Here is a 22,126-nt window from a genome sequence, read left to right as displayed (position 1 = left end):
TTAATTTGCTATGTCACTCGTAAACTTTATTCGCATTAAACGCAATTCATCATCATCATAATCTCCATCAAATTCATCTAAAGCTTCTTGAATTTTATCCGTTTCTGCCTCCATAAAATACTCATGAATTTCTTGTTGTTGATCTTCATCTAACAATTCATCTATAGCATAATCTATGTTTAATTTTGTTCCCGAAAAAACAATAGCTTCCATTTCCTTTATCAACTCAGACATTTCCAAACCTTTGGAACTTGCTATATCTTCCAGTGGTAATTTTCTATCTGTATTTTGAATGATGTATAATTTTAACCCTGAGTTAACTCCTGTACTTTTTACAATTAAATCGTCAGGTCGGATAATATCATTTTCTTCAACATAAGCTTTAATTAAACTTATGAAATCACTTCCGTATTTTTTAGCTTTTCCTTCACCAACTCCATGAACTTTGGATAATTCATCTAATGTTATTGGATATTTTAATCCCATATCATCAATAGATGGATCTTGGAATACAGCAAAAGGAGGTACGCCTAGTTTTTTACCTACTTTTTTACGTAAATCTTTCAACATTCCCACCAACTTATCATCTACACCTCCGGAAGATTTGCTATTCGTTATAATGGTACCATCATCATCAGTAGTATATACGTGGTTTTCAGTCATCATAAAAGAAGTTGGATTCTTTATAAAATCTTTACCTTCTTTTGTTACTTTTAAAACACCGTATTGTTCAATCTCTTTTTTTATGAGATCTGCCACCAGTACTTGTCTGATTAATGCATTCCAATAATGTACGTCTTTTTCTTTACCTATACCAAAGAAAGGTTGTTTATGGGTTTTATGTGATTTTAACAACGCATTTTCTTTACCTATAATTGTGTTAACAATCTCTTTAGGTTTGTACATTTCATTGGTTTCAACTATTACAGACAAAAGTTTTTCTACCTCAGTTTGAGCTTCAAACTTTTTCTTAGGATTTCGCATATTATCATCCATGTCTGCACCTTCTCCATTTACTTCATCAAATTCTTCTCCAAAGTAATGTAACAGGTACTTACGTCTGTTCATAGATGTCTCGGCATACCCTACAACTTCTTGTAAAAGTGCATGTCCAACTTCTTGCTCAGCTACCGGCTTATTAGCCATAAACTTTTCAAGCTTTTCTATATCTTTATATGAATAGAACGTTAAACAATAGCCTTCACCTCCATCACGTCCTGCCCTTCCAGTTTCTTGATAATAACTTTCTAAACTTTTAGGTATATCATGATGAATAACATATCGTACATCCGGTTTGTCAATTCCCATACCAAAAGCTATCGTTGCTACCACCACGTCGCAATCTTCCATCAAAAACATATCTTGATGTTTTGCTCTGGTTTTTGCATCTAAACCTGCATGATACGGAACTGCTTGTATACCGTTTACTTGTAAAACCTGAGCAATTTCCTCTACTTTTTTACGACTTAAACAATATATAATTCCTGATTTCCCTAAACGTTGTTTGATAAACTTTATAATATCTTTTTCAACATCTTTTGTTTTAGGTCTTACTTCATAAAACAAATTAGGGCGATTAAATGAAGCTTTAAAAACATTAGCGTCTGTCATTCCTAATGTTTTCAAAATATCTTCCTGTACCTTTTCTGTTGCAGTAGCTGTTAAACAAATAATTGGTACATTATCTATTTGCTTAATAATATTTTTTAAATTCCTATACTCTGGTCTGAAATCATGCCCCCATTCAGAGATACAGTGAGCTTCATCTATAGCTACAAATGAAATTTTCTGAGATTGTAAGAAAGAAACATACTCCTCTTTAATTAAAGATTCCGGTGCTACATATAGTAGCTTAGTTATTCCTTCCTCAATATCAGATTTAACCTGATTGATTTCCGTTTTATTTAATGAAGAATTTAAAACGTGGGCTATTCCCTGTTGTTCTGAAATCCCCCTAATAGCGTCAACCTGGTTTTTCATTAAAGCAATTAATGGAGAAATAACAATAGCTGTTCCTTCCTTCATTAATGCTGGTAATTGATAGCATAGTGATTTTCCGCCCCCCGTTGGCATTATCACAAACGTATTTTTATTGTTTAAAATGCTATTTACAACATCCTCTTGTAAACCTTTGAATTGATTAAATCCAAAAATTTTCTTTAACGACTCATATAAATCCGACTGCTCTATATCCATCTTTTTAATAACAAAATTAAAAACAAAAACTAATTTATAAAAAAACTCTAGATAAAATGTTATAATCTCTTTTTTTATGAGATTTTGTACCTAAAATATTTCTATTTTTACAACTTCATTTTGATAACTAAATTTTATATCTTGAAAAATTCAAGCGATATCCTTTCAACTGCTAAAGATACTATCCTTTTGCAAAGTAATGCTGTTGCTAATTTAATAAATTTATTAGATAATTCCTTTGTAGATGCTGTAAACTTTATACTCAAGTCAAATGGTCGGGTTATTGTTACAGGAATAGGAAAAAGTGCCAACATAGCTACTAAAATTGTTGCAACCTTAAATTCAACAGGTACTCCAGCTGTATTTATGCATGCTGCTGATGCCATTCATGGTGATTTAGGAAATGTACAAGAAAATGACACCGTTATTTGTATTTCTAAAAGTGGAAATACTCCGGAAATAAAGGTATTGGTTCCTCTTATTAAAAATTCTAACAATAAAATTGTAGCCATTACAGGAAATCCTGATTCTTTTTTAGGGAAAAATGCTGATTTTGTTCTTAATTCATATGTTGAAAAAGAGGCCTGCCCTAACAATTTAGCACCGACCACCAGCACAACAACTCAGCTTGTTTTAGGTGATGCTTTAGCGGTTTGCTTATTAGAATTAAGAGGTTTTACCAGTAGTGATTTTGCTAAATATCATCCGGGAGGTGCTTTGGGAAAACGGTTGTATTTACGGGTTTCTGATCTTATAAAAAATAATGAATTACCTAAAGTTTCACCTACAGATCCTATAACAACAGTTATTATTGAAATTTCAGAAAAAAGATTAGGTGTTACTGCAGTTATTGATGATTCAAATAAAATTATTGGAATTATTACTGATGGTGATATCAGGCGAATGTTAAGTAAAACAACTCAAATTGACACACTTACAGCTACTGATATTATGAGTAAAAACCCGAAATCAATTCATGTTGACGCTATGGCTGTTGAAGCCTTAGATACTCTTGAAAATAATAGCATTACACAAATATTAGTTACTAACGACGCTAAAGAGTATGTAGGTGTTGTTCATTTACATGATTTAATTAAAGAAGGAATATTTTAAGTATGGCTTCAAAAGAAATGTCTTTTCTAGAACATCTTGAAGAGTTAAGATGGCACTTGGTTCGTAGTTTTGCCGCTATTTTTATTATAGCTATTTTAATTTTTGCAAACATTAATTTTGTTTTTGACAATGTTTTATTAGCTCATTTAAAGTCCGATTTTTCAACTTATCAATTCTTTTGTAAAGTATTTTCATCAATAGGAATAGATAGTAGTTTCTGTGATATTAAATTTAAGCAAACACTTCAAGCTTTAAACCCTACACAACAATTAATGACCGGAATTTGGTCATCATTAATTTTAGGATTTGTTGTAGCTTTTCCTTACGTATTATGGGAAATATGGCGTTTTATAGCTCCGGGATTGCACGAAACTGAAAGAAAAAAGTCTAAAGGTTTTATTTTTGTTTCTTCTCTTTTATTTTTCTTAGGAGTTCTTTTTAGCTATTTCGTTATCATTCCTATGTCTGTGTATTTCTTTTACAATTTTCAAATCTCAGACGCTATTCAAAACAACTTTAAACTAGAAGCATACATTAGCTTAATAACCAACACAATACTTGGCGTTGCTATATTTTTTGAGTTACCGGTAGTTATTTTCTTTTTATCGAAAATAGGATTAGTTACTCCTCATTTTCTAAAAAAATACCGCAAACATGCTTTAGTACTTGTTTTAGTAATTTCTGCTATTATAACACCTCCGGATGTAGCCAGCCAAATAATTGTTTCGGTTCCTATCATGATTCTTTATGAAATAAGTATTTATGTTTCTAATTTTGTCTTAAAAAAACAACAAAAATATGTCTCAAAAAGTCCAAGAGTTTAATGAATATCGTTCTAAAATGAACGAAAAAATATTAGCATCTGATAACAAAGTAATTAAGCGTATCTTTAATCTAGATACTAACACTTATACAGAAGGGCATCTATCAGTAAAAACTAAAGAGTTACTAGGATTGGTAGCTTCTGCCGTTTTGCGTTGTGATGATTGTATTGCTTATCATTTAGAAACTGCACATAAAAACGGAGTTACCAAAGAAGAAATGATGGAAACCATGTCTATAGCTACTTTAGTTGGCGGAACTATTGTGATTCCTCACTTAAGAAGAGCTGTGGAATTTTGGGAAGCTTTGGAAGAAAACAACCAATAAAATACACAGACGTTTAAGAGTATTTTAAGAGCTTTTTAAGTTATAATAAGTACTTTTAAACGTTTTTTAAAATAATATGAAGTTAAGAGCTAACGATATACAAAAAATTTACGGAAAGAGAAAAGTTGTTAAAGGTATATCCTTGGAAGTTGAACAAGGAGAAATTATTGGGCTTTTGGGCCCAAATGGGGCCGGTAAAACAACTTCTTTTTATATGATTGTAGGCATGATTAAGCCTAACGCAGGGAGTATATATTTGGATAACCAAGAAATTACCGAAGATGCCATGTATAAAAGAGCTCAAAAAGGAATTGGTTATTTGGCGCAAGAAGCTTCTGTTTTTAGAAAATTATCTGTTGAAGATAATATTCTATCTGTTTTAGAATTTACCAATCGTACTAAAACGGAAAGAAAACAACGCTTAGAAGAGTTGATAGAAGAATTTAGTTTAGGTCACGTTCGTAAAAACCGTGGAGATTTACTTTCCGGAGGAGAACGTAGAAGAACTGAAATAGCTCGCTGCTTAGCTTCTGATCCTAAATTTATTTTATTGGACGAACCTTTTGCCGGTGTTGATCCTATTGCGGTTGAAGATATTCAAGGAATTGTAGCTCAATTAAAAAATAAAAATATTGGTATTTTAATTACAGATCATGATGTACAGGCTACTTTGGCTATTACAGACAGGACTTATTTAATGTACAATGGTGGTATTTTAAAGGAAGGAACTCCTGAAGAGCTTGCAGAAGATGAAACGGTACGTAGAGTTTATTTAGGGAAAGATTTTGAGTTGAAAAAGAAAAAATTCTAATTATATAGAATTTTTTCTCTACTTAAAATAGTCGCCTACTCAAAATGTATTTCAATATTTTTCAATTCTATTTCCGATAACTTTTTAAGTTTACCTTCTTCATATAGTTTACCTATAGTATAAAAATCTATAGGCTTATCTTCCGGTTTATAGTTCGTATAATCTACTAAACGAATATTTTTCACATACTGTTCTTTTTTAACATCTCTAAAACGAATTCCTCCTCCGTTAGTATGGTATTTGTACGCTAAAAACTCCACTAAAAAAGTTTCTTTATTAAACCAGTAAAGAAATACATCATCAAAGTCATCACCTCCTCCGTTTTCATTAAATGTAACTTTAACTTTATAGTATTCTTTACCATGAATTGTTTCATTTTCAAGTAACTTCTTGTTAACAGCAGTATCATTTAAACCAAATGGTAAGATTGAAAAATAATGTACTGAATTTATCGAATTACTAAATCGTTTTTTATCAGTATCCGTTAATTCAACTGGTATATTATTAACCAATCGCTCAAACCCTTTATTAGATAAAACATCAATAGTAGTTATAGTATCATTTTGAGTTATTCTTTTTAATTCGTAATTCCCTTTATTTCTGTTAGCTATATAGTGCTTATCTCTAAAATCGAATGAAATTTTAGCATTTTCAATATGATTTAGCCCGGATTTTTGTATTGATAAATCAACAATTTCTTGTGCTGTATAGTTAGGCTTACAGCTTAAAAAAAATACTGTAATGATCCCTAAATAAATTTGCTTCATTTATTTTTTATTTGTTTTGGTCATTATTGATACTCAAAATTACAAGAAACCTCCGGTAGTTAATAATAAAGTTCTGTTAATTAAAAAACGACTACCTGGGTAGTCGTTTTTTTAATCTTCATCTGTAAGAGTTTCCATAAAAGCTATTAAATCTTGGATTTCCTGATCTGTTAACTTTAACTCATCAAAAGGTAATGTTTGAAGTGGCGCATCAAATCCTAAACCTGTTCCTCCTCCATTGTTGTAAAATTCTATAACTTCTTTTAACGTAGTAAATACCCCATTATGCATATATGGCGCTGTTTTAGCAATGTTACGAACGGTTGGGGTTTTAAAAAAATGCTTTCTTTCTTCGGTTTTAAATAAATTATACCTTCCTAAATCTTCACTTATGGCTGTTTGTTTTAAATTAGGAGTTCCTATAAATTCCAATTCTGTATCAGTATAATTCGGAGGTACTGTACCGTTAAAAACGGGAGCAAAATGACAAGTAGCACATAATGCTTTTCCCATAAATAAATTAAAACCATGTTTTTCAGCTGCTGTCAAGGTTTCTTCTTCTCCTCGTATATTCTTATCGAATTTAGAATTAAATGTGTTTAATGTTCTGATATAAGTAGCAATAGCATGTCTTATATTAAAATCTATTCTTTGATTGTTATACAGCTTTTTGAGTTGATCTTTATAACCCTGGTTTTTCATTACTCTGACTACAACAGAATCCATCGTCATATTAAATTCGTTATGATTTTTCACAACACCTACCACCTGCCCTTCTAAACTACCTGCTCTTGAATCCATAAAAAAACCTCTTTGATAAGCCGCATAAGCTACTGTTGGTGTGTTTCGTGTTTGGTTTTCATCAAAAACCCTCTTTCCGTCTGCAAAACCTAAATCTTTTACATGACAGGTAGCACAGGCCATATTATTCTTTTTAGAGAGTGACGTATCATTAAACAAGGCTTTTCCAAAAGCTCTTTTTTCTTCAATATAAGTGGTATCACTTTTTAAATCAGAAAAAAATGTTTGATTCAATGCTGTTTCTGAAAAAAGAGTTGACATGGTATTAGAAAGAGCCATTTCAAAAGGAAAAGTTACTTTCCAATCTTTTTGAATATCAACCAACATAGCTAATTGAGGATGAATATGTTTTTTAATAAATTCATATCTATCAAAAATATCAAAATCACTTTGAAGAGCCTTTTGAGCTTCTTCAATAAGCTGTATAAAGTTGTTTAATAACTCTTCAGAACTAAATTTAGATTGACACGTTTTTACAATAGTGGCAATAGTAGTATACGTATACTCCGATTCTTTTAATGATTGATTGAGTACCGGTGAGTCAAATCCCGTAATTCCTGTTGTTGCTATTCTTACAATCTGATCTCTTAACAACCAAATAATATGATAATCCTTCAACTGTAAAACCATATTATTTTGAATTAACTTCAATCGAGCTTTAGTTACATTAACTAAATTTTTAAGGGCTAAAGTATCTAATGAGTCTTCATACAACGTTTCTTCTATAACTTGAAAACCTATAGGTTTCATTACTTTAGTATCCAGGCTTTCTTCACCTTTAACAATTAATATGTTGGGAGCATTAAGAGATTTATAGTTGCTTTTATCTGAATAAGCTAGTAAAGGTTCAGAAAACTTAAAGTTTTTTCTTGCTTGAATATAGTAATCTTTCTGTTTACTTACTTCATTTGTTGCATTGATACTATCTAAATATTGAATCGTTTTTGTTAAGTATGATGAATAAAGTTCTTTAATATCTCCTTCTATAGAGCTTACAGTTGTATATTTTTCTTTTTTCTTACCGCAAGCTATTAGTAAAAGCAAAAGACATACACAAAGGTATGCCTTAGCTTGATTGAATATGTTTTTCATATATTATCTGTCTAATCCGGTGATAATATGTAATACTGAACCTTCATTACTACTATTAACAACATCTGAATTAGCTAACGGATCTGTAAACACAGTACCATCAGCAGGAGTCCATCCATGATTTTGAGTGATTACCATAAATGTGTTTTTACCATTATTAACAACATCAGTAATATCAAGCATTCCAGTAATTTCCCACGCTGTAGAAACTGAACCGTATCCTTGAGATGCTGCATAATCTTGATTACACTCTAATACAACTTTTAACTCCCCGGTTTTTAAATTATATTGATATAATCTAGCATGGTGATTTTTTTCAGCTACATCAAAATACCCGTTAGGATCTTCTTGAATATATGCGTAGTTTTCAGTAACAGTGATGTTATCTGGGCTGTGGAATTCTTTAGCCTTACCGTCTAAAATATCACCATCTAATACACATGTAATTTTAGCTGCTCCGGTTGGATCATTTTCATTTAATACTAATTTGTATACACGTCCGTAAAAAGTTCCTTTATCTTTTAAACCATCTTTTCTTCTTCCGGTTACACAAAAATAAACTTCTCTATTATTAGCAGCAGAACCTCTTCTCCAATCAATATCTTCTAATCTAGAGAATCCCATTACTCCTTTAGTTTTACATTCAGCATCTAAAGCATTTAATTCTTTTTCAGCTAATTCTACAAAAGTTGCTTCGTATTCTGTACCTTGCTTCATATCTGCTTCATAAGTAACTCCGGCTGTAGTAACTTTTAAACCATATAACTTACCCCCTTGTAAATCTCCTTGATTACCAACATACATACCTAACTGACCAGATGGTACATTGTTATCACTATGATCATCTCCTATAAACACTACTGTTTTTCCTGCATAAGCTTCTTTACCAATGGCTACCGCATTTTCTGTAGACCATTGTCCTAAAGCTGTTAACATTTGAGCTGTACCTGCTTCACTTGCATTCTTAGTTGGTTCAGTAGCAAAAACACCTTTTGAAGCTCCACCCCATTCACCTCCTGAAAGGTATAACGGACCAAAACCATGTTCTTGTGGTGTTATTAATGATCCTGAACATTGCGCTGTTTCAGCTGTAGCAGAAGCATTTAAAATATACTCTCCAGAAATAGGTCTTAAATTCTTGTTTAATTTTATTCTGGCAATAGAATAATCTGCTTCAATATTATTGATTAACGTAAACGTTTCATCAGCTTCAGCAATTAATCCGGCTCCGTCTGCCATAGAACCATAAACAAAATTTGGTGAATTAGGAATTACATCTTCTGAAGATAAAATCGGAGTAATTTTTAAGTGAGAAAACTCTCCGGTAACTTTTAAAAAGTTAGGTGTTTTTGAAGAGGCTAAATATACAGTAGCATCTGTACCGTTTGCTCCATCAACTCCATCCTGACCATCTTTTCCGTCTTTACCATCAATTCCGTCAACTCCGTCTTGACATCCAACAAAGGTCGATAGTACTAATGATAATGACATTACAGTCAACTTACTTAAGTTAAAATTTTTCATTGTGATAATTTTGGTTTCTTTATAAGCGCAAATCAACGTCCATTAAATTACCTTACTCTTATCTCAACTTTAAATTGATATAAGTAAAAAGTTAACAACTTTATTAAATCATAAATAACTAGAATTGTTCTAAATAAAACAAAGAAGAAGATATTTAGCTTGAGTACAAGTATTTAATTGTAAAAAGAACAAAATATAGTGAGTTAAATAATTTACATTAAATAAACATACTTGTCTAAAAAAGAAAAAACGTCAATATTTGACGTTTTTTTACCCTTCATTCATGAGCGAATAAAAATTGCTACAAAGAATCTTCAATTAATACTTTATGCAGTAAATCTGCATCAAATAAACAATGAGAACATCTCCGATTCTTTATAACTCTTTTTCATAAAAATTTTCCCCGACGACACCTAGTATTATTTTTTCATTGTTTATGTAATCTTTTACATATTGTTTTTGTACGTGACAAATATATAGGGCTTATTTTTAAAAGTAGTAAGTCAGTGACTTACTTTTGGTAAGTCACTGACTTACTTTTTACCTCTTTTTTTGCATTTTTTGCCAATTTTTAGAAAATTTACTCAAATTCTATTTTTAAAAACAAATATATTTGCACTCTAATGAAAAAAATAAAATTACATATCCGTTCAAATGCGCAAGAAAGCTCTTGTTTTGTTATTGGAGATCAACCTTTGAAGCAAAAACGGCGTCGTATGTACTAAAAAATGATATTATTTTTAACTATGATATAATTAAAAATTACAGAAATACATAAGCGCCCATAAATTTTGGGCGCTTTTTTTATTTTTTTTTGAACTGAATGAATAAAAATTAAAAACATATACACTAATTGAGTTTTATCATTAAGCAATTGACTAACAAAAAGTTGCAGCTCAGCTCTTTCTCGGGAACTTTCCGAGCAGGTATCTTCTATTTTTAAAACAAAACATAAATTCCTGATAATCAAAATTTTAACACCTTAAAAGTTTGGTAGTTTCAAAAATACTTCACATCTTTGCCCCATCAAATAAAAACAAATATTAACAATTAAAAACAACAATTATGTATTTACACAGACAATTCGGAAGTGAGTTTGCGATGAAAGTTGGATCTGATAATACGATAGTAATTAAGGGTGCTTGTTGGAAAACGGTAAGTATGGTGCGGTAAACGAATCATAAGAATATACGATATATCCAAGGCATCTTTCAAAAAAGGTGCCTTTTTTATTATGTAATAATTAAAAAAATAATGAAATACAGGATATTACATTTAATAAATGTTAAAATATCTAAAAAATTTGCATATATCGTAATTTCTTATTATATTAGAGCATATGAAAAATTGAAAAAAAATATGAAAAGTTTAAAATTGCACATACTAAATGAAAAAGGACGTTTACTCATCCAAATGGAACGCTTACTAAAATTACGTACACCGTAAAATGATAACCCGCTAATTTAGGGTCAAATCAACTAGCGTTCACACCAAAATTGCAAACGCTTCCTAATTTATGACAATGTAGAATTTCCTGAAGTCTGTTGTACTCAATAGGCCTTGGTAGTAAAAAAGTCTTCAATGTTGTTGGGCAAAAAATTTGTCCGTAAAATTCTACTAACACACCCATTGCTATGGGGTGTATGGCTATATCGCTAATTAAACAACGGCGAGTTTATTTACATCGAAAACATCGATGCTACCTAAAGCTGCAATAATGCGGCCAGGGAAATTATTGTCAACTATTTAAATTACAAAGTTATGAAAACGTTAAAAACTATTTTTGTTATGATTATCCTATTCGTGTTTACTACATCTTGTACTGACTTAAGTGAAGATTTAAAATTACACGATAAATTAAAAAAAGAACAAGTTATTTCAACCGATACTCCAACCAACACAACCTTTCAGGATACTGGTGATGGAAATGATGGAAATGATGGAACCGGTAAAGGTTAACAAATAATTTTATAAGTAAAAGTCTTTGGTTATCCCAAAGACTTTTTTCATAGATTTGTATTTTTCGTAATGAATAAAATTATTTTATTAACCATTTCATTATTTTCCATACAACTGTTCGGAAAAAATTATTATACTTCACTCACAAACTACAGCTTGACTCAAAGTATTGATAGTATTGAATATTTTTTGAAAGCATCTAAAAATAAAAAAGATGTAAAACAAAATAGAATTCAATATCTTGAAAAAGCTTTTATTTTTTCTAGTGAAATTAAAAGTGACTCTCAAAAAGCAAAATATTTTAGTTCTATTGCATATCAATTTTATCAACTTGGTGATACAATTAAATTTTTACAGATAAATTCTAAAGCTGAAAAAATTGCGTATAAAGTAAGAGATACATTTTTAATTGCTGATATACATTGGAGTTATGCTGATTACTACAATAAAAAACAAGCTTTCAATAAATCCTATACCCATTATAATCAAGCATATAAATATTTCAGTAATCTAAATAAATTATATGAATCAGCAAGAATGCTTTTTGCTATGTCATATCTTAAAGGTAGATACAGAGATTATATGGGAAGTGAAATCTTAGTTATTAAAGCAATAGAAATTTTTAAAGAGTTAAAAAATTATAAACGACTTCATATTTCGTATAATCATCTAGCACAATTACAAATGGATATAAAAGAATATGATAAAGCTATCTTCTACTACAATAAAGCATTGTTATATTTTAATAAAATTGACTATAAAGAAAAAAACGATCAATATATTGCTATTTACAATAATATAGGCAATGTATATCTTGAAAAAAGGGACTTTACTAAAGCATTACAGTACTATAAAGAAGAACTAAACAATAAAAAATTAAAAATAAGCCAATATGCAAGAGTCATAGATAACAGAGCTTATTGTAAATTATTAATGTGTGATACTACAAATATTAAACATGATTTTTATAAAGCATTGTATATCAGAGATAGTTTACATAATAAAGCAGGTATAGTTTCTTCAAAAATAAGATTATCTGATTATTATAAATATATAAAAGATACGTTAACCTCATTTAAGTTTGCTAAAGAAGCCAATATTTTAGCTAAAGAAATAAAAAACGGAGGTGATTATTTAACTACGTTGCAACAACTTGCTAATTTAGACACCAAAAACTCTAAACAGTATTTAGACCGATATATTGAGTTTAATGATAGCTTGATTAGTGAAGAACGACGTATGCAAAACAAGTTTACCCGTATTGAGTTTGAAACAGATGAATATATTGAAGAAACAGAACGCTTATCACAACAACGTATCTGGATTATCGTTACTAGTATCGGCGGTGTGCTTATTTTAAGTTTGTTATACTTTTTGCGAGTACAAAAAGTGAAAAATGAAAAATTAAGCATCGAAGCTGAACACCAAAAAGCAAATGAAGAAGTGTATATTTTAACCTTACAACAACAAGCTAAACTGGAAGAAGAGCGTATTAAAGAACGTAATCGAATTTCTGAAGAACTCCATGATGGTATTTTAGGAAAATTGTTTGGTACTCGTTTCGGTTTAGGGTTTCTTCCTCTAAAAGGAGATGATACAACTCTGGAAAAACATCAAGAATTATTAAACGAACTCCAAGATATAGAAAAAGAAATCAGAGATGTTTCTCATAAATTAAGTGATAACTTTAATAGCTCTAACATAAATTTTACCTCAATTATTAAACAATTATTAGAAGATAAAGGTTTAATTGGTAAATTTACCCACAGCATTCATTTTTCTCCGGAAATTTCATGGAAAGAGCTAAATGAAATAACAAAAGCCAATATTTATAGAATTATACAAGAAGCTTTACAAAACATTATAAAACATGCTAAAGCCACTCATGTAAGTTTGGATTTTTCTTTAAAAAATACAGATCAGCTTATTATCAAAATACAAGATAATGGTGTTGGATTTGATGTAAAAAAAGGAAAAAAAGGTATTGGAATAAAAAATATAAAATCGAGAATTGAAAAATTAAAAGGAAGCCTTAACATTGAGTCAGAAATTAACATAGGAACAACCCTACATATAAATACCCCTTACATCAAAAAAGATGGAAACTAAACAATTAACCGCTTTAATTATTGATGATCATCCGTTAATCTCAGAAGCTTATAAAAGTGCTTTTAAATATTTAGAAAGTCAAAATAACATGTATTATTTTGATATTCATGTAAAACACAACTGTGATGATGCCTATCAAATCATTTATCAATATGCTACTACGCAAAAAAATATTGATGTTATTTTTCTAGACATGAGGCTCCCTCCTTCTAGTGATGGGAAAATTTTATCCGGAGAAGATTTAGGTATTCAAATAAATGAATTACTCCCTGAATCAAAAGTTATAGTATCAACAACTTTTAATGATAACTATAGAGTTCATAGTATCATCAGGCGTATAAACCCGGATGGTTTTCTTGTAAAAAATGATATTACTCCACAAGAATTAGTCACTGCTATTGAAGAAGTTTTAACCACTCCACCCTACTATAGCAAAACAGTTATGAAAATGATTAGAAATCAGGTTTCCAGTGATTATATTTTAGATGATATTGATAGAAAAATATTATATGAATTATCAATAGGTAATCGAATGAAAAAACTACCGGAAGTAATTCCTCTATCATTTGCAGGTATTCAAAAAAGAAAAAGACAATTGGCTAAAATTTTTGATGTTGATAGTAATGATGATCGCGAATTAATTTTAGCAGCCAGGGACCGAGGTTTTTTATAATAGCATCATACATAAAAAAGGGTGTAATTTAAAATTACTCCCTTTTTTATTCTTATAAGCCTTTAAAATGATTATAAAGAGAAAGAATAAGTTCCACCAATACCTACAGTAGAAGCACTACCTCCATCTAAGCTAACTCCAGTGTAATCAGCATGGATAGTAATTTTATCTGTTACTTGATAACCTACAATCGGACGGTAGTAAAAACCATCTTGAGTTAACCCAGAAGGTCTAACTCCTAATCCGTAACCTAAATCAGCACCAATAACAAATTTATCAGCTACATTGTAACGAGTAGCAACCGCTAAAGGAATAAAAGCTAAATCAGCTCCTTCTCCTTGAAAATGTAAATATGACACAGAAGGACCGATTTTTAACCCTTCAGCAACATTAAATACATAGTTAGCTTCAATAGCTCCTGTAACATTAGCCCCACTTGTATCACCTACAGGTAATCCAATGGTACCACCAACATTAAGTTGTCCTTCTTGTGCACTAACAGCTAAACCAAAAGCCATCATAGCAACTACTAAAAATTTTTTCATATTTTTTAAATTAAATTTTTGAAGTAGCAAATGTAACTTTAAAACATAAAGTTTTACTTATTTTTTGTGTTAAAATTACTTATAAAATAACTTTGAAGTTTAACTTTTTTTTAACATAAAAAAGGTAGGGTCAGTAATTAAATAGCACTTATTTATAAGTTATTATTATTTGGTTAAACAATCGGCTTAACACTTACGTTCTCTCCTAAAAATAAAGCATAACCTACTTGTAAACCAATCCAGTTTATACTTCCTTCTGAAAAAGAATATCTTGTGAGGTCAATCCCTACTGGAATATTACCGTTGATATAGTTTTATAATTAAAAACATCAGAAATACCTAAACTAGCTTATTACAAAGCAACCTCCGTCTAAACCAACTATCCAAACAGTATTACCGTTACATGAAGGTAAAGTAAAAGCCATATTTCCTGTTGTTGCAGAACCTGTGTTACCCTCAATTACAAATTGATCCTTTTGAAGTTTGTTCGTTAGACTCTTGATTGTTAACAGCTATAAACCAAAAACTATCGTTACTATTACTATTTTTTTATATTTCTTAAAATTATATTTTTTTGGACGGCGAATGAACTTCAAAAAAGTTGATTAAACTTCGTTTTTTTTTAATAAATTCTAGATTTAAGGTTGGTTTTACAGTTTAAAGATATATTCATTAAACTAAATGCCATTCTTATTAAGTAGTATAAGTTATTATCAGTTACCAATAAAAGTATCTGAATAAATAAAAAATCAGTTAATGTAATTTTAATCTAATTAACTATAACTGATTATAGCTATATATTAATATCAAATTTTATACAATATTGAATAAGATAGAAAATATATTTATAAAAAAAATCGAAGTAATATGATATTACTCCGATTCAATTATTAATTGATTATATAACCTTACTAAAGGCTTATATTTTTTTACCAAGCGTATCCTATAGACACTCCTAATCTAGGTAAAAACCCATCTATATTTACTGTTGTACCTCCAGTTGCAGAAGTAGAAATATACTGAGCACCGAAGTTTAAATCAAGAGCAAAACCAGTATTTCCTCCACCAAATACCCATTGATAACCAGCTAAAGCTCCTCCTGAAAAAGCTGAGAAACCTACATCTGCACCAGAACTACTCTTTGCAGAAGAAGTTGAATAACTTACAAATGGCGCTGCATACCAACCTCTTGGAGCATCATTTTCTGACGAAAAATAAAATTTATATTTTCCTTCTCCTCCAATAGCACTTGTACTGATAACCTCACTGCTTGTTGTTACTTTAGCTCCAGCATACGATAATCCTATTTCAAATGATCCTTTTTCAGAAATAACTCTTTCATAAGATAAATCAGCAACACCAAAAGCAAGACCTATTGGGTTCGCCTTAATAACATTCTTTTGTGCATAGGCAATAAAACTAAATGCTACCATAGCAATAACTAGTAAATTTTTTTTCATAATTTTATAATTTTACATTTGAATGACAAAAATATATTTATTTTTTTAATAACAAATTTTTAACATAAAAAAAACAATAACATTAAGTGAACTGGGTACAAGCTTTACAAGATTATACTGCTTTTTTAAAAATTGAAAGAGGTTTGGCTAAAAATTCTATTGATAGCTATCAAAGAGATATAAAAAAACTTATTCTATATGTTCAATTGTTACAAGAAACTCCCTCTCCTACTAATATTTCTTCTACAGTCATAAAAGATTTTATATATGACATTAGTAAAACTATCAACCCAAGAAGCCAAGCTAGATTAATATCCGGATTACGTAGTTTTTTTGATTATTTAGTTTTTGAAGATTATAGAGAAGACAATCCAACTGATTTAATTGAAAGTCCAAATATTGGTAGAAAACTGCCTGATACACTATTAAAAGAAGAGATTGATAATTTAATTGCTGCTATTGATTTAAGTCATCCACAAGGAGAACGTAATAAAACTATTATTGAAACTATTTACAGTTGCGGACTCCGAGTAAGTGAAGCCATCAATTTACAATTAGCAGATTTTTTTTTTAATGATGGTTTTATCAGAATTTTAGGAAAAGGAAATAAATATCGCTTTGTTCCTATACATCATACAACTATTAAACGTATTGAACTGTATATAAATGAAGTTCGCTCTGACATTATTCCGCAAAAAAAAGATGAAGATATTCTGTTTTTAAACAGAAGAGGAAAACGATTAACACGTCAAATGGTCTTTATAATTTTAAATGATCTAGCTAAAAAAATAAACCTCAGTAAAAAAATAGGTCCTCATACTTTACGTCATTCCTTTGCTACCTATTTATTGCAAAACGGAGCTGATTTACGTGTTATTCAACAATTATTAGGTCATGAAAGTATTACTACTACAGAGATTTATGTACATGTAGACAGAGAATATTTAAAGAAAACTGTAGAAGAATTTCACCCTAGAAGCAACTCTAATAAGTAAAGAATAACTTAAATTTTAGGCATAAAAAAAGGCAAGCTACCTACATCACACTGCTACAACCTAATACCCTTGCTGCGTTCCCGCCCTGGGGGATTCAAAGGGAGCTAGTTGTGTAGGACTTGCCGAGGCAAATGTACAGTCTTTTTTTTATAAAAAACAACAAAATTTACATAAAATTAATGTAACATTTTTAAGTTTTTGAGTACTAATGATTTGTTATCGTACTTTTTTATGACCTTACAAATTCATTTAAAGTACCATAAAAAAGAAATATATTTGTATAACTAACTAAATTCACACAATGGAAAATCAAACAAACAGTAAGAGTATTATTTTAAAATATGGTTTAATTTATGGAGGAATTGTTATCCTTGCCAATTTAATAATTTATGCCCTTGGTATGACTTATGAAACAACTGGAGGTATTATTAACCTCCTTGCTATTGCTTTTGCTATAATAGCACTACCTATTATTGGAATTGCTAAGTTTAAAAGAGATAATAATGGAAATTTAACGTGGGGAGAAGGCCTTAAAATAGGGGTTGGAATTGTATTTATAGGAGCAATAATATCTATTTTGTACACCAAAATATTCACAGGTATAATAGAACCAGACTTCTACATGAAAGTTGAAGAAATGACAAAAACAAAGCTTTTAGATGCTGGGATGAGCGAGGAGCAAATAGATACTCAGTTAACAATGCAAGCTAAATTTCAAGGTACTATAATTGGTGATGCATTAGGATTATTATTTTATACTTTTTTAGGTTTTGTGGTCTCTGCCATAGTGAGTTCCGTAAAGAAAAAAACAGAAGAATATTAGATATCCTATTGAGCTATAAATTTCATTAATTATTTCCTAATGAATTAGAGCATATGAATACTTTTGATTTATACTTTTTTAATATAAAATAATATATTTGCATTAAATAACAATTATAATTATTATGATAGAAAAATTTAAGAATTTTGAGCTTGACAAGAAAGAACAAAAAGAAATTAACGGTAGTACTATAGTACCTAATGAAGATGCTTGTGCTAGAGCTACAGGATTATATTCTGGTGGTAGTTGGTGGGCCGGTGTAGGCATGTGGATTCATTGTTAATCTTTTAGAAAAACAATAAAGGGTGTCTAAAATTTCAGACACCCTTTATTGTTTACTTCTATAAATAATTATCTTTAATAAAAGTAAATAAATTAAAAAGTTAGTAGGATATTTTTTATCTTTAAGTTTAATAAAACATGAATATATCGGTAGTAATACCACTTCTTAACGAAGAAGAATCTATAAATGAATTATATGATTGGATTGCAAGAGTTATGCAATCCAATCAGTTTTTATACGAAGTTATTTTTATTGATGATGGTAGTACAGATAATTCTTGGCAAATCATACAAGAATTATCTTTAAAAAACGAATCTGTAAAAGGAATTCGCTTCCAAAAAAACTATGGAAAATCTCAAGCTTTAGATGCCGGATTTAACGTGGCTATGGGTGAAGTAGTTATTACTATGGATGCAGATTTGCAAGATAGCCCGGACGAAATTCCTGAACTTTACAAGTTAATTACACAAGAAAACTACGATTTAATTTCCGGTTGGAAAAAAAAGCGTTATGATAATGTAGTTACTAAAAATTTACCATCTAAACTATTCAACTGGGCGGCACGTAAAACTTCAGGTTTGCATCTTCATGATTTTAACTGTGGTTTGAAAGCTTATAAAAATGAAGTTATAAAAACCGTAAAAGTAAGCGGTGAAATGCACCGATATATACCTGTTTTAGCTAAAAATGAAGGTTTTAATAAAATTGGAGAAAAAATTGTGCAGCATAAAGCCCGTAAATATGGTGTAACTAAATTTGGTATGGATCGATTTATTAATGGTTTTTTAGATTTAATTACTATTTCCTTCTTATCAAAATTCGGTAAAAGACCTATGCATTTTTTTGGTTTATGGGGAACACTTATGTTTATTTTTGGTTTTCTGTCTGCCTTTTATATAGGAGCCATGAAATTATACCGAGTAGCCTATGATATTAAAACAATATTAGTTACCAGTAATCCTTGGTTTTATATAGCCTTAACTTCAATGATTTTAGGTACTTTATTATTTTTAGCGGGCTTTTTAGGAGAACTCATTATAAAAAATAATTCTCATCAAAAACATTACAATATTAAAGAGGAGCTAAATCTTTAAAATTGTACCTTTGTCATTTTATAAATTTATCTATGAAAGATATAATAGCTAAAGCAAAAGAGTGGCTTTCTGATACTTTTGACGCTGAAACTAAAAGTGAAATTCAACAATTAATAAATACAAATTCTGAAGATTTAAACGATCGTTTTTATAAAGATCTAGAATTTGGTACTGGTGGAATGCGTGGTGTTGTAGGATCAGGTACTAACAGAATTAATAAATATACTATAGGTAAAGCTACTCAAGGATTGAGTAATTATTTACATAAATCTTTTCCTAATAAAAATATAAAAGTAGCAATTGGTTACGATTGTAGGCATGATAGCAAATGGTTAGCTAAAGTTGTTTCAGATGTTTTATCTGCTAATAATATTCATGTTTTATTATTTGAAGACTTACGTCCTACTCCTGAGTTATCTTTTACCGTAAATCATTTAGAATGTGATGCCGGAATTGTTTTAACTGCATCACACAATCCTCCTGAATATAACGGGTATAAAGTATATTGGAATGATGGTGGGCAAATTGTGCCCCCTCAAGACAAAGAAATTATAGCTGAAGTTAACAAATTAGATTATGCTGACATTAACTTCAATGCAAATGAAAGTTTAATAACTACTATAGGTAAAGAAATTGATGAAACTTTCTGGAACGCTTCTCTACAAAACGGAACTTTTCTTATAAAAGGCAGAGAGGATTTAAAAATAGTTTTTACCTCTTTACACGGAACCTCTATAAAACTAATTCCGGAAGTATTAAAAAGAGCCGGATATACTCAAGTTCACGTTGTTGAGGAACAAGCTGAACCTAATGGTAGTTTTCCTACAGTAAAATCTCCTAACCCGGAAGATCCTGAAGCTTTGCAAATGGCTGTTGATTTAGCCAACAAGATAAATGCTGATATTGTTTTAGGAACTGATCCTGACTCAGACAGAATTGGTATTGCTGTTCGTGATTTAGAAGGTAATATGAAGTTATTAAACGGAAATCAAACGATGAGTTTAATGACTGATTTTCTAATAAACGACTGGAATAAGCAAGATAAATTAAACGGTAAACAATTCGTTGGCTCAACCATAGTATCGACCAATTTAGTAAATGAAATTGCTGATAGTTATGGTGTAGAAACAAAGGTTGGTTTAACCGGTTTTAAGTGGATTGCCAAAATGATTAAAGATCACCCTACTCAAGAGTTTATTGGTGGTGGTGAAGAAAGTTTCGGTTATATGGTTGGTGATTTTGTTAGAGATAAAGATGCGGTTACTTCTGCCCTTTTGGCTTGTGAAATAGCTGCAGAGGCCAAAGCAAAAGGAAGTTCGTTTTATCATGAGCTTTTAACACTGTATACTCAACATCATTTTTATAAAGAACATTTAATTTCTTTAGTAAAAAAAGGAATGGATGGTGCTCAACAAATTCAGCAAATGATGAGTGATTTACGTACAAATCCGTTAACAAGCATAGATGGTGAAAAAGTAAGTTTTTTGTATGACTATCAATCGTCAATCAAAAAAAATATTATTACAAATAAAGAAACTATAATAGATGTTCCTAAGTCAAATGTATTGATATATGAAACCGAAGCTGGTACCAAAGTAGCTGCTAGACCTAGTGGAACAGAACCCAAAATAAAATTCTACTTTAGTGTAAAATCTAAATTAGATACGATCAGTGATGCAAAAGAAATTGAAGCAAAATTAGATTCAAAAATTCAACGCATTATTAATGAACTAAAGTTATAAATGAATATAACCATTGTACATTATAATACAATCCCTGTGTCTCTTTATGGTGGAACAGAAAGAGTTATCTGGTATTTGGGGAAAGAATTAGCTAAACTTGGGCATAGAATAACCTATCTTGTAGAGCAAGGTTCGTATTGTGACTTTGCTACTGTAAAAGCTATCAATCATTCCGAAGATATTTGGTTACAAATTCCAGAAGATACTGATGTAGTACATTTTCAACATCAGCCTAATATTACAGAAAATGCTAAACATCCCTACATTGTTACTATGCACGGCAATGCAGGCAGTAATGAACAATTAGATACCAATACTGTTTTTGTTTCTAAAAATCATGCCGAAAGATACGGAAGTACAACTTTTGTTTACAATGGTTTAGATTGGGATGATTACTCCTCTCCCAATTTAAAAAAAGAAGAATACTTCCATTTTTTAGGCAAGGCCGCTTGGCGTATTAAAAATGTAAGAGGAGCTATTAATGTTGTAACGAAAGCAAAAAATAAACGTCTAAAAGTCTTAGGTGGCCATCGTTTTAATTTTAAAATGGGAGTGCGTTTTACATTATCTCCCAAAATTTCATTTTATGGTATGGTTGGAGGGACTCAGAAAAATGAGTTACTCAATAAATCGAAAGGACTAATTTTTCCGGTTCTTTGGCATGAACCTTTTGGTTTAGCCATTATTGAAAGCTTATATTATGGTTGCCCCATTTTTGGAACTCCTTATGGATCTTTAACTGAACTAATCTCTAACGATGTAGGTTATTTATCTAATAAACGAAGTGACTTAACCAATGCCATTGAAAATGTAACTACTTTTTCTAATGAAAAATGTAGTGAGTATGCTATAGATTGCTTCAATTCAAAAAAAATGGCAATTTCATATGTAGAACTCTATGAAAAAGCTGTTAGCGGAATTATTTTAAACATAGAAAAACCTAAACTTAAAAACGCTCAAAACTCCAAGTTTTTAGAGTGGTATGAGTAA

At 30.2% G+C, this 22,126-nt stretch carries 19 protein-coding genes and 1 other RNA gene; 13 read left to right on the top strand and 7 right to left on the bottom strand.

Annotated features, from left to right (window positions below):
* Complete coding sequence (gene recQ / locus ACQY1Q_RS00460) at positions 1-2,196, bottom strand: DNA helicase RecQ (protein WP_431003308.1); 2,196 nt, start codon at positions 2,194-2,196, stop codon at positions 1-3.
* Positions 2,197-2,337: 141 nt separating this feature from the next.
* Between recQ and ACQY1Q_RS00455 the strand changes: the two genes are divergently transcribed.
* The 4 genes from ACQY1Q_RS00455 to lptB all read left to right on the top strand — a co-directional run bounded on the left by ACQY1Q_RS00455 (position 2,338) and on the right by lptB (position 5,269).
* On the top strand, positions 2,338-3,309 hold the full coding sequence (locus tag ACQY1Q_RS00455) for a KpsF/GutQ family sugar-phosphate isomerase (RefSeq protein ID WP_431003307.1): 972 nt from the start codon (positions 2,338-2,340) through the stop codon (positions 3,307-3,309).
* A 2-nt stretch (positions 3,310-3,311) separates the two neighbouring features.
* The gene (tatC, locus tag ACQY1Q_RS00450; protein ID WP_431003306.1) at positions 3,312-4,133 is read left to right on the top strand and encodes a twin-arginine translocase subunit TatC; all 822 of its coding nucleotides are present in this window, start codon (positions 3,312-3,314) and stop codon (positions 4,131-4,133) included.
* Complete coding sequence (locus tag ACQY1Q_RS00445; RefSeq protein ID WP_431003305.1) at positions 4,108-4,458, top strand: carboxymuconolactone decarboxylase family protein; 351 nt, start codon at positions 4,108-4,110, stop codon at positions 4,456-4,458. Before tatC ends, ACQY1Q_RS00445 begins: the two co-directional genes overlap by 26 nt.
* A 76-nt stretch (positions 4,459-4,534) precedes the next feature.
* A complete protein-coding gene (gene lptB, locus ACQY1Q_RS00440) occupies positions 4,535-5,269 on the top strand; it encodes an LPS export ABC transporter ATP-binding protein (protein WP_431003304.1) in 735 nt (244 codons plus the stop codon).
* Between the two features lie 35 nt (positions 5,270-5,304).
* Here the strand turns inward: lptB and ACQY1Q_RS00435 are convergent, their stop codons facing one another.
* The 3 genes from ACQY1Q_RS00435 to ACQY1Q_RS00425 form a co-directional block, all read right to left on the bottom strand.
* Entirely contained in the window at positions 5,305-6,036 is a 732-nt protein-coding gene (locus ACQY1Q_RS00435; RefSeq protein WP_431003303.1) for a DUF6503 family protein, read from the bottom strand.
* 111 nt (positions 6,037-6,147) lie between these two features.
* Entirely contained in the window at positions 6,148-7,929 is a 1,782-nt protein-coding gene (locus tag ACQY1Q_RS00430) for a cytochrome-c peroxidase (protein ID WP_431003302.1), read from the bottom strand.
* Between the two features lie 3 nt (positions 7,930-7,932).
* Positions 7,933-9,453 (bottom strand): phosphatase, encoded by a 1,521-nt coding sequence (locus ACQY1Q_RS00425; protein ID WP_431003301.1) that lies wholly within the window; start codon positions 9,451-9,453, stop codon positions 7,933-7,935.
* 1,761 nt (positions 9,454-11,214) lie between these two features.
* On the opposite strand from ACQY1Q_RS00425, the gene ACQY1Q_RS00420 reads away from it, so the two are divergent.
* The 3 genes from ACQY1Q_RS00420 to ACQY1Q_RS00410 all read left to right on the top strand — a co-directional run bounded on the left by ACQY1Q_RS00420 (position 11,215) and on the right by ACQY1Q_RS00410 (position 14,194).
* Positions 11,215-11,412: a hypothetical protein gene (locus ACQY1Q_RS00420; protein WP_431003300.1), complete on the top strand. Its 198-nt coding sequence runs from the start codon at positions 11,215-11,217 to the stop codon at positions 11,410-11,412.
* 69 nt (positions 11,413-11,481) lie between these two features.
* Positions 11,482-13,521: a tetratricopeptide repeat-containing sensor histidine kinase gene (locus ACQY1Q_RS00415; protein ID WP_431003299.1), complete on the top strand. Its 2,040-nt coding sequence runs from the start codon at positions 11,482-11,484 to the stop codon at positions 13,519-13,521.
* Positions 13,511-14,194 (top strand): response regulator, encoded by a 684-nt coding sequence (locus ACQY1Q_RS00410; protein WP_431003298.1) that lies wholly within the window; start codon positions 13,511-13,513, stop codon positions 14,192-14,194. Before ACQY1Q_RS00415 ends, ACQY1Q_RS00410 begins: the two co-directional genes overlap by 11 nt.
* Before the next feature lie 71 nt (positions 14,195-14,265).
* Here ACQY1Q_RS00410 and ACQY1Q_RS00405 read toward each other — a convergent pair whose 3' ends face one another.
* Positions 14,266-14,739 carry an outer membrane beta-barrel protein gene (locus ACQY1Q_RS00405; RefSeq protein WP_431003297.1) on the bottom strand — a complete coding sequence of 158 codons (474 nt, stop codon included), beginning with the start codon at positions 14,737-14,739 and terminating at the stop codon, positions 14,266-14,268.
* A gap of 929 nt (positions 14,740-15,668) precedes the next feature.
* A complete protein-coding gene (locus ACQY1Q_RS00400; RefSeq protein ID WP_431003296.1) occupies positions 15,669-16,199 on the bottom strand; it encodes a DUF3575 domain-containing protein in 531 nt (176 codons plus the stop codon).
* An 86-nt stretch (positions 16,200-16,285) separates the two neighbouring features.
* On the opposite strand from ACQY1Q_RS00400, the gene ACQY1Q_RS00395 reads away from it, so the two are divergent.
* Positions 16,286-17,194, top strand: a complete 909-nt coding sequence (locus tag ACQY1Q_RS00395; RefSeq protein ID WP_431003295.1) for a site-specific tyrosine recombinase — start codon at positions 16,286-16,288, stop codon at positions 17,192-17,194.
* A gap of 26 nt (positions 17,195-17,220) precedes the next feature.
* Here ACQY1Q_RS00395 and ffs read toward each other — a convergent pair.
* An RNA gene (gene ffs / locus ACQY1Q_RS00390) (signal recognition particle sRNA small type) lies at positions 17,221-17,319 on the bottom strand.
* Between the two features lie 176 nt (positions 17,320-17,495).
* On the opposite strand from ffs, the gene ACQY1Q_RS00385 reads away from it, so the two are divergent.
* The 5 genes from ACQY1Q_RS00385 (at position 17,496) to ACQY1Q_RS00365 (ending at position 22,126) form a co-directional block, all read left to right on the top strand.
* Positions 17,496-18,017 carry a DUF4199 domain-containing protein gene (locus ACQY1Q_RS00385; protein ID WP_431003294.1) on the top strand — a complete coding sequence of 174 codons (522 nt, stop codon included), beginning with the start codon at positions 17,496-17,498 and terminating at the stop codon, positions 18,015-18,017.
* A 124-nt stretch (positions 18,018-18,141) separates the two neighbouring features.
* Positions 18,142-18,300: a hypothetical protein gene (locus tag ACQY1Q_RS00380; protein ID WP_431003293.1), complete on the top strand. Its 159-nt coding sequence runs from the start codon at positions 18,142-18,144 to the stop codon at positions 18,298-18,300.
* A gap of 137 nt (positions 18,301-18,437) precedes the next feature.
* A complete protein-coding gene (locus ACQY1Q_RS00375) occupies positions 18,438-19,394 on the top strand; it encodes a glycosyltransferase family 2 protein (protein ID WP_431003292.1) in 957 nt (318 codons plus the stop codon).
* Between the two features lie 32 nt (positions 19,395-19,426).
* Positions 19,427-21,136, top strand: a complete 1,710-nt coding sequence (locus ACQY1Q_RS00370) for a phospho-sugar mutase (RefSeq protein WP_431003291.1) — start codon at positions 19,427-19,429, stop codon at positions 21,134-21,136.
* A complete protein-coding gene (locus ACQY1Q_RS00365) occupies positions 21,137-22,126 on the top strand; it encodes a glycosyltransferase (protein WP_431003290.1) in 990 nt (329 codons plus the stop codon).

The sequence above is a fragment of the Tenacibaculum sp. TC6 genome, from assembly GCF_050606265.1.
Classification (GTDB): Bacteria; Bacteroidota; Bacteroidia; order Flavobacteriales; family Flavobacteriaceae; genus Polaribacter.
This window is presented reverse-complemented; position numbering and strand designations above follow the sequence as displayed.

Excerpts from the sequence above, each read along its gene's own strand:
- recQ (WP_431003308.1), bottom strand. The coding sequence starts at position 2,196 with ATGGATATAGAGCAGTCGGATTTATATGAGTCGTTAAAGAAAATTTTT.
- tatC (WP_431003306.1), top strand. The coding sequence starts at position 3,312 with ATGGCTTCAAAAGAAATGTCTTTTCTAGAACATCTTGAAGAGTTAAGA.
- ACQY1Q_RS00445 (WP_431003305.1), top strand. The coding sequence starts at position 4,108 with ATGTCTCAAAAAGTCCAAGAGTTTAATGAATATCGTTCTAAAATGAAC.
- lptB (WP_431003304.1), top strand. The coding sequence starts at position 4,535 with ATGAAGTTAAGAGCTAACGATATACAAAAAATTTACGGAAAGAGAAAA.
- ACQY1Q_RS00435 (WP_431003303.1), bottom strand. The coding sequence starts at position 6,036 with ATGAAGCAAATTTATTTAGGGATCATTACAGTATTTTTTTTAAGCTGT.
- ACQY1Q_RS00430 (WP_431003302.1), bottom strand. The coding sequence starts at position 7,929 with ATGAAAAACATATTCAATCAAGCTAAGGCATACCTTTGTGTATGTCTT.
- ACQY1Q_RS00425 (WP_431003301.1), bottom strand. The coding sequence starts at position 9,453 with ATGAAAAATTTTAACTTAAGTAAGTTGACTGTAATGTCATTATCATTA.
- ACQY1Q_RS00420 (WP_431003300.1), top strand. The coding sequence starts at position 11,215 with ATGAAAACGTTAAAAACTATTTTTGTTATGATTATCCTATTCGTGTTT.
- ACQY1Q_RS00415 (WP_431003299.1), top strand. The coding sequence starts at position 11,482 with ATGAATAAAATTATTTTATTAACCATTTCATTATTTTCCATACAACTG.
- ACQY1Q_RS00410 (WP_431003298.1), top strand. The coding sequence starts at position 13,511 with ATGGAAACTAAACAATTAACCGCTTTAATTATTGATGATCATCCGTTA.
- ACQY1Q_RS00405 (WP_431003297.1), bottom strand. The coding sequence starts at position 14,739 with ATGAAAAAATTTTTAGTAGTTGCTATGATGGCTTTTGGTTTAGCTGTT.
- ACQY1Q_RS00400 (WP_431003296.1), bottom strand. The coding sequence starts at position 16,199 with ATGAAAAAAAATTTACTAGTTATTGCTATGGTAGCATTTAGTTTTATT.
- ACQY1Q_RS00385 (WP_431003294.1), top strand. The coding sequence starts at position 17,496 with ATGGAAAATCAAACAAACAGTAAGAGTATTATTTTAAAATATGGTTTA.
- ACQY1Q_RS00380 (WP_431003293.1), top strand. The coding sequence starts at position 18,142 with ATGATAGAAAAATTTAAGAATTTTGAGCTTGACAAGAAAGAACAAAAA.
- ACQY1Q_RS00375 (WP_431003292.1), top strand. The coding sequence starts at position 18,438 with ATGAATATATCGGTAGTAATACCACTTCTTAACGAAGAAGAATCTATA.
- ACQY1Q_RS00370 (WP_431003291.1), top strand. The coding sequence starts at position 19,427 with ATGAAAGATATAATAGCTAAAGCAAAAGAGTGGCTTTCTGATACTTTT.
- ACQY1Q_RS00365 (WP_431003290.1), top strand. The coding sequence starts at position 21,137 with ATGAATATAACCATTGTACATTATAATACAATCCCTGTGTCTCTTTAT.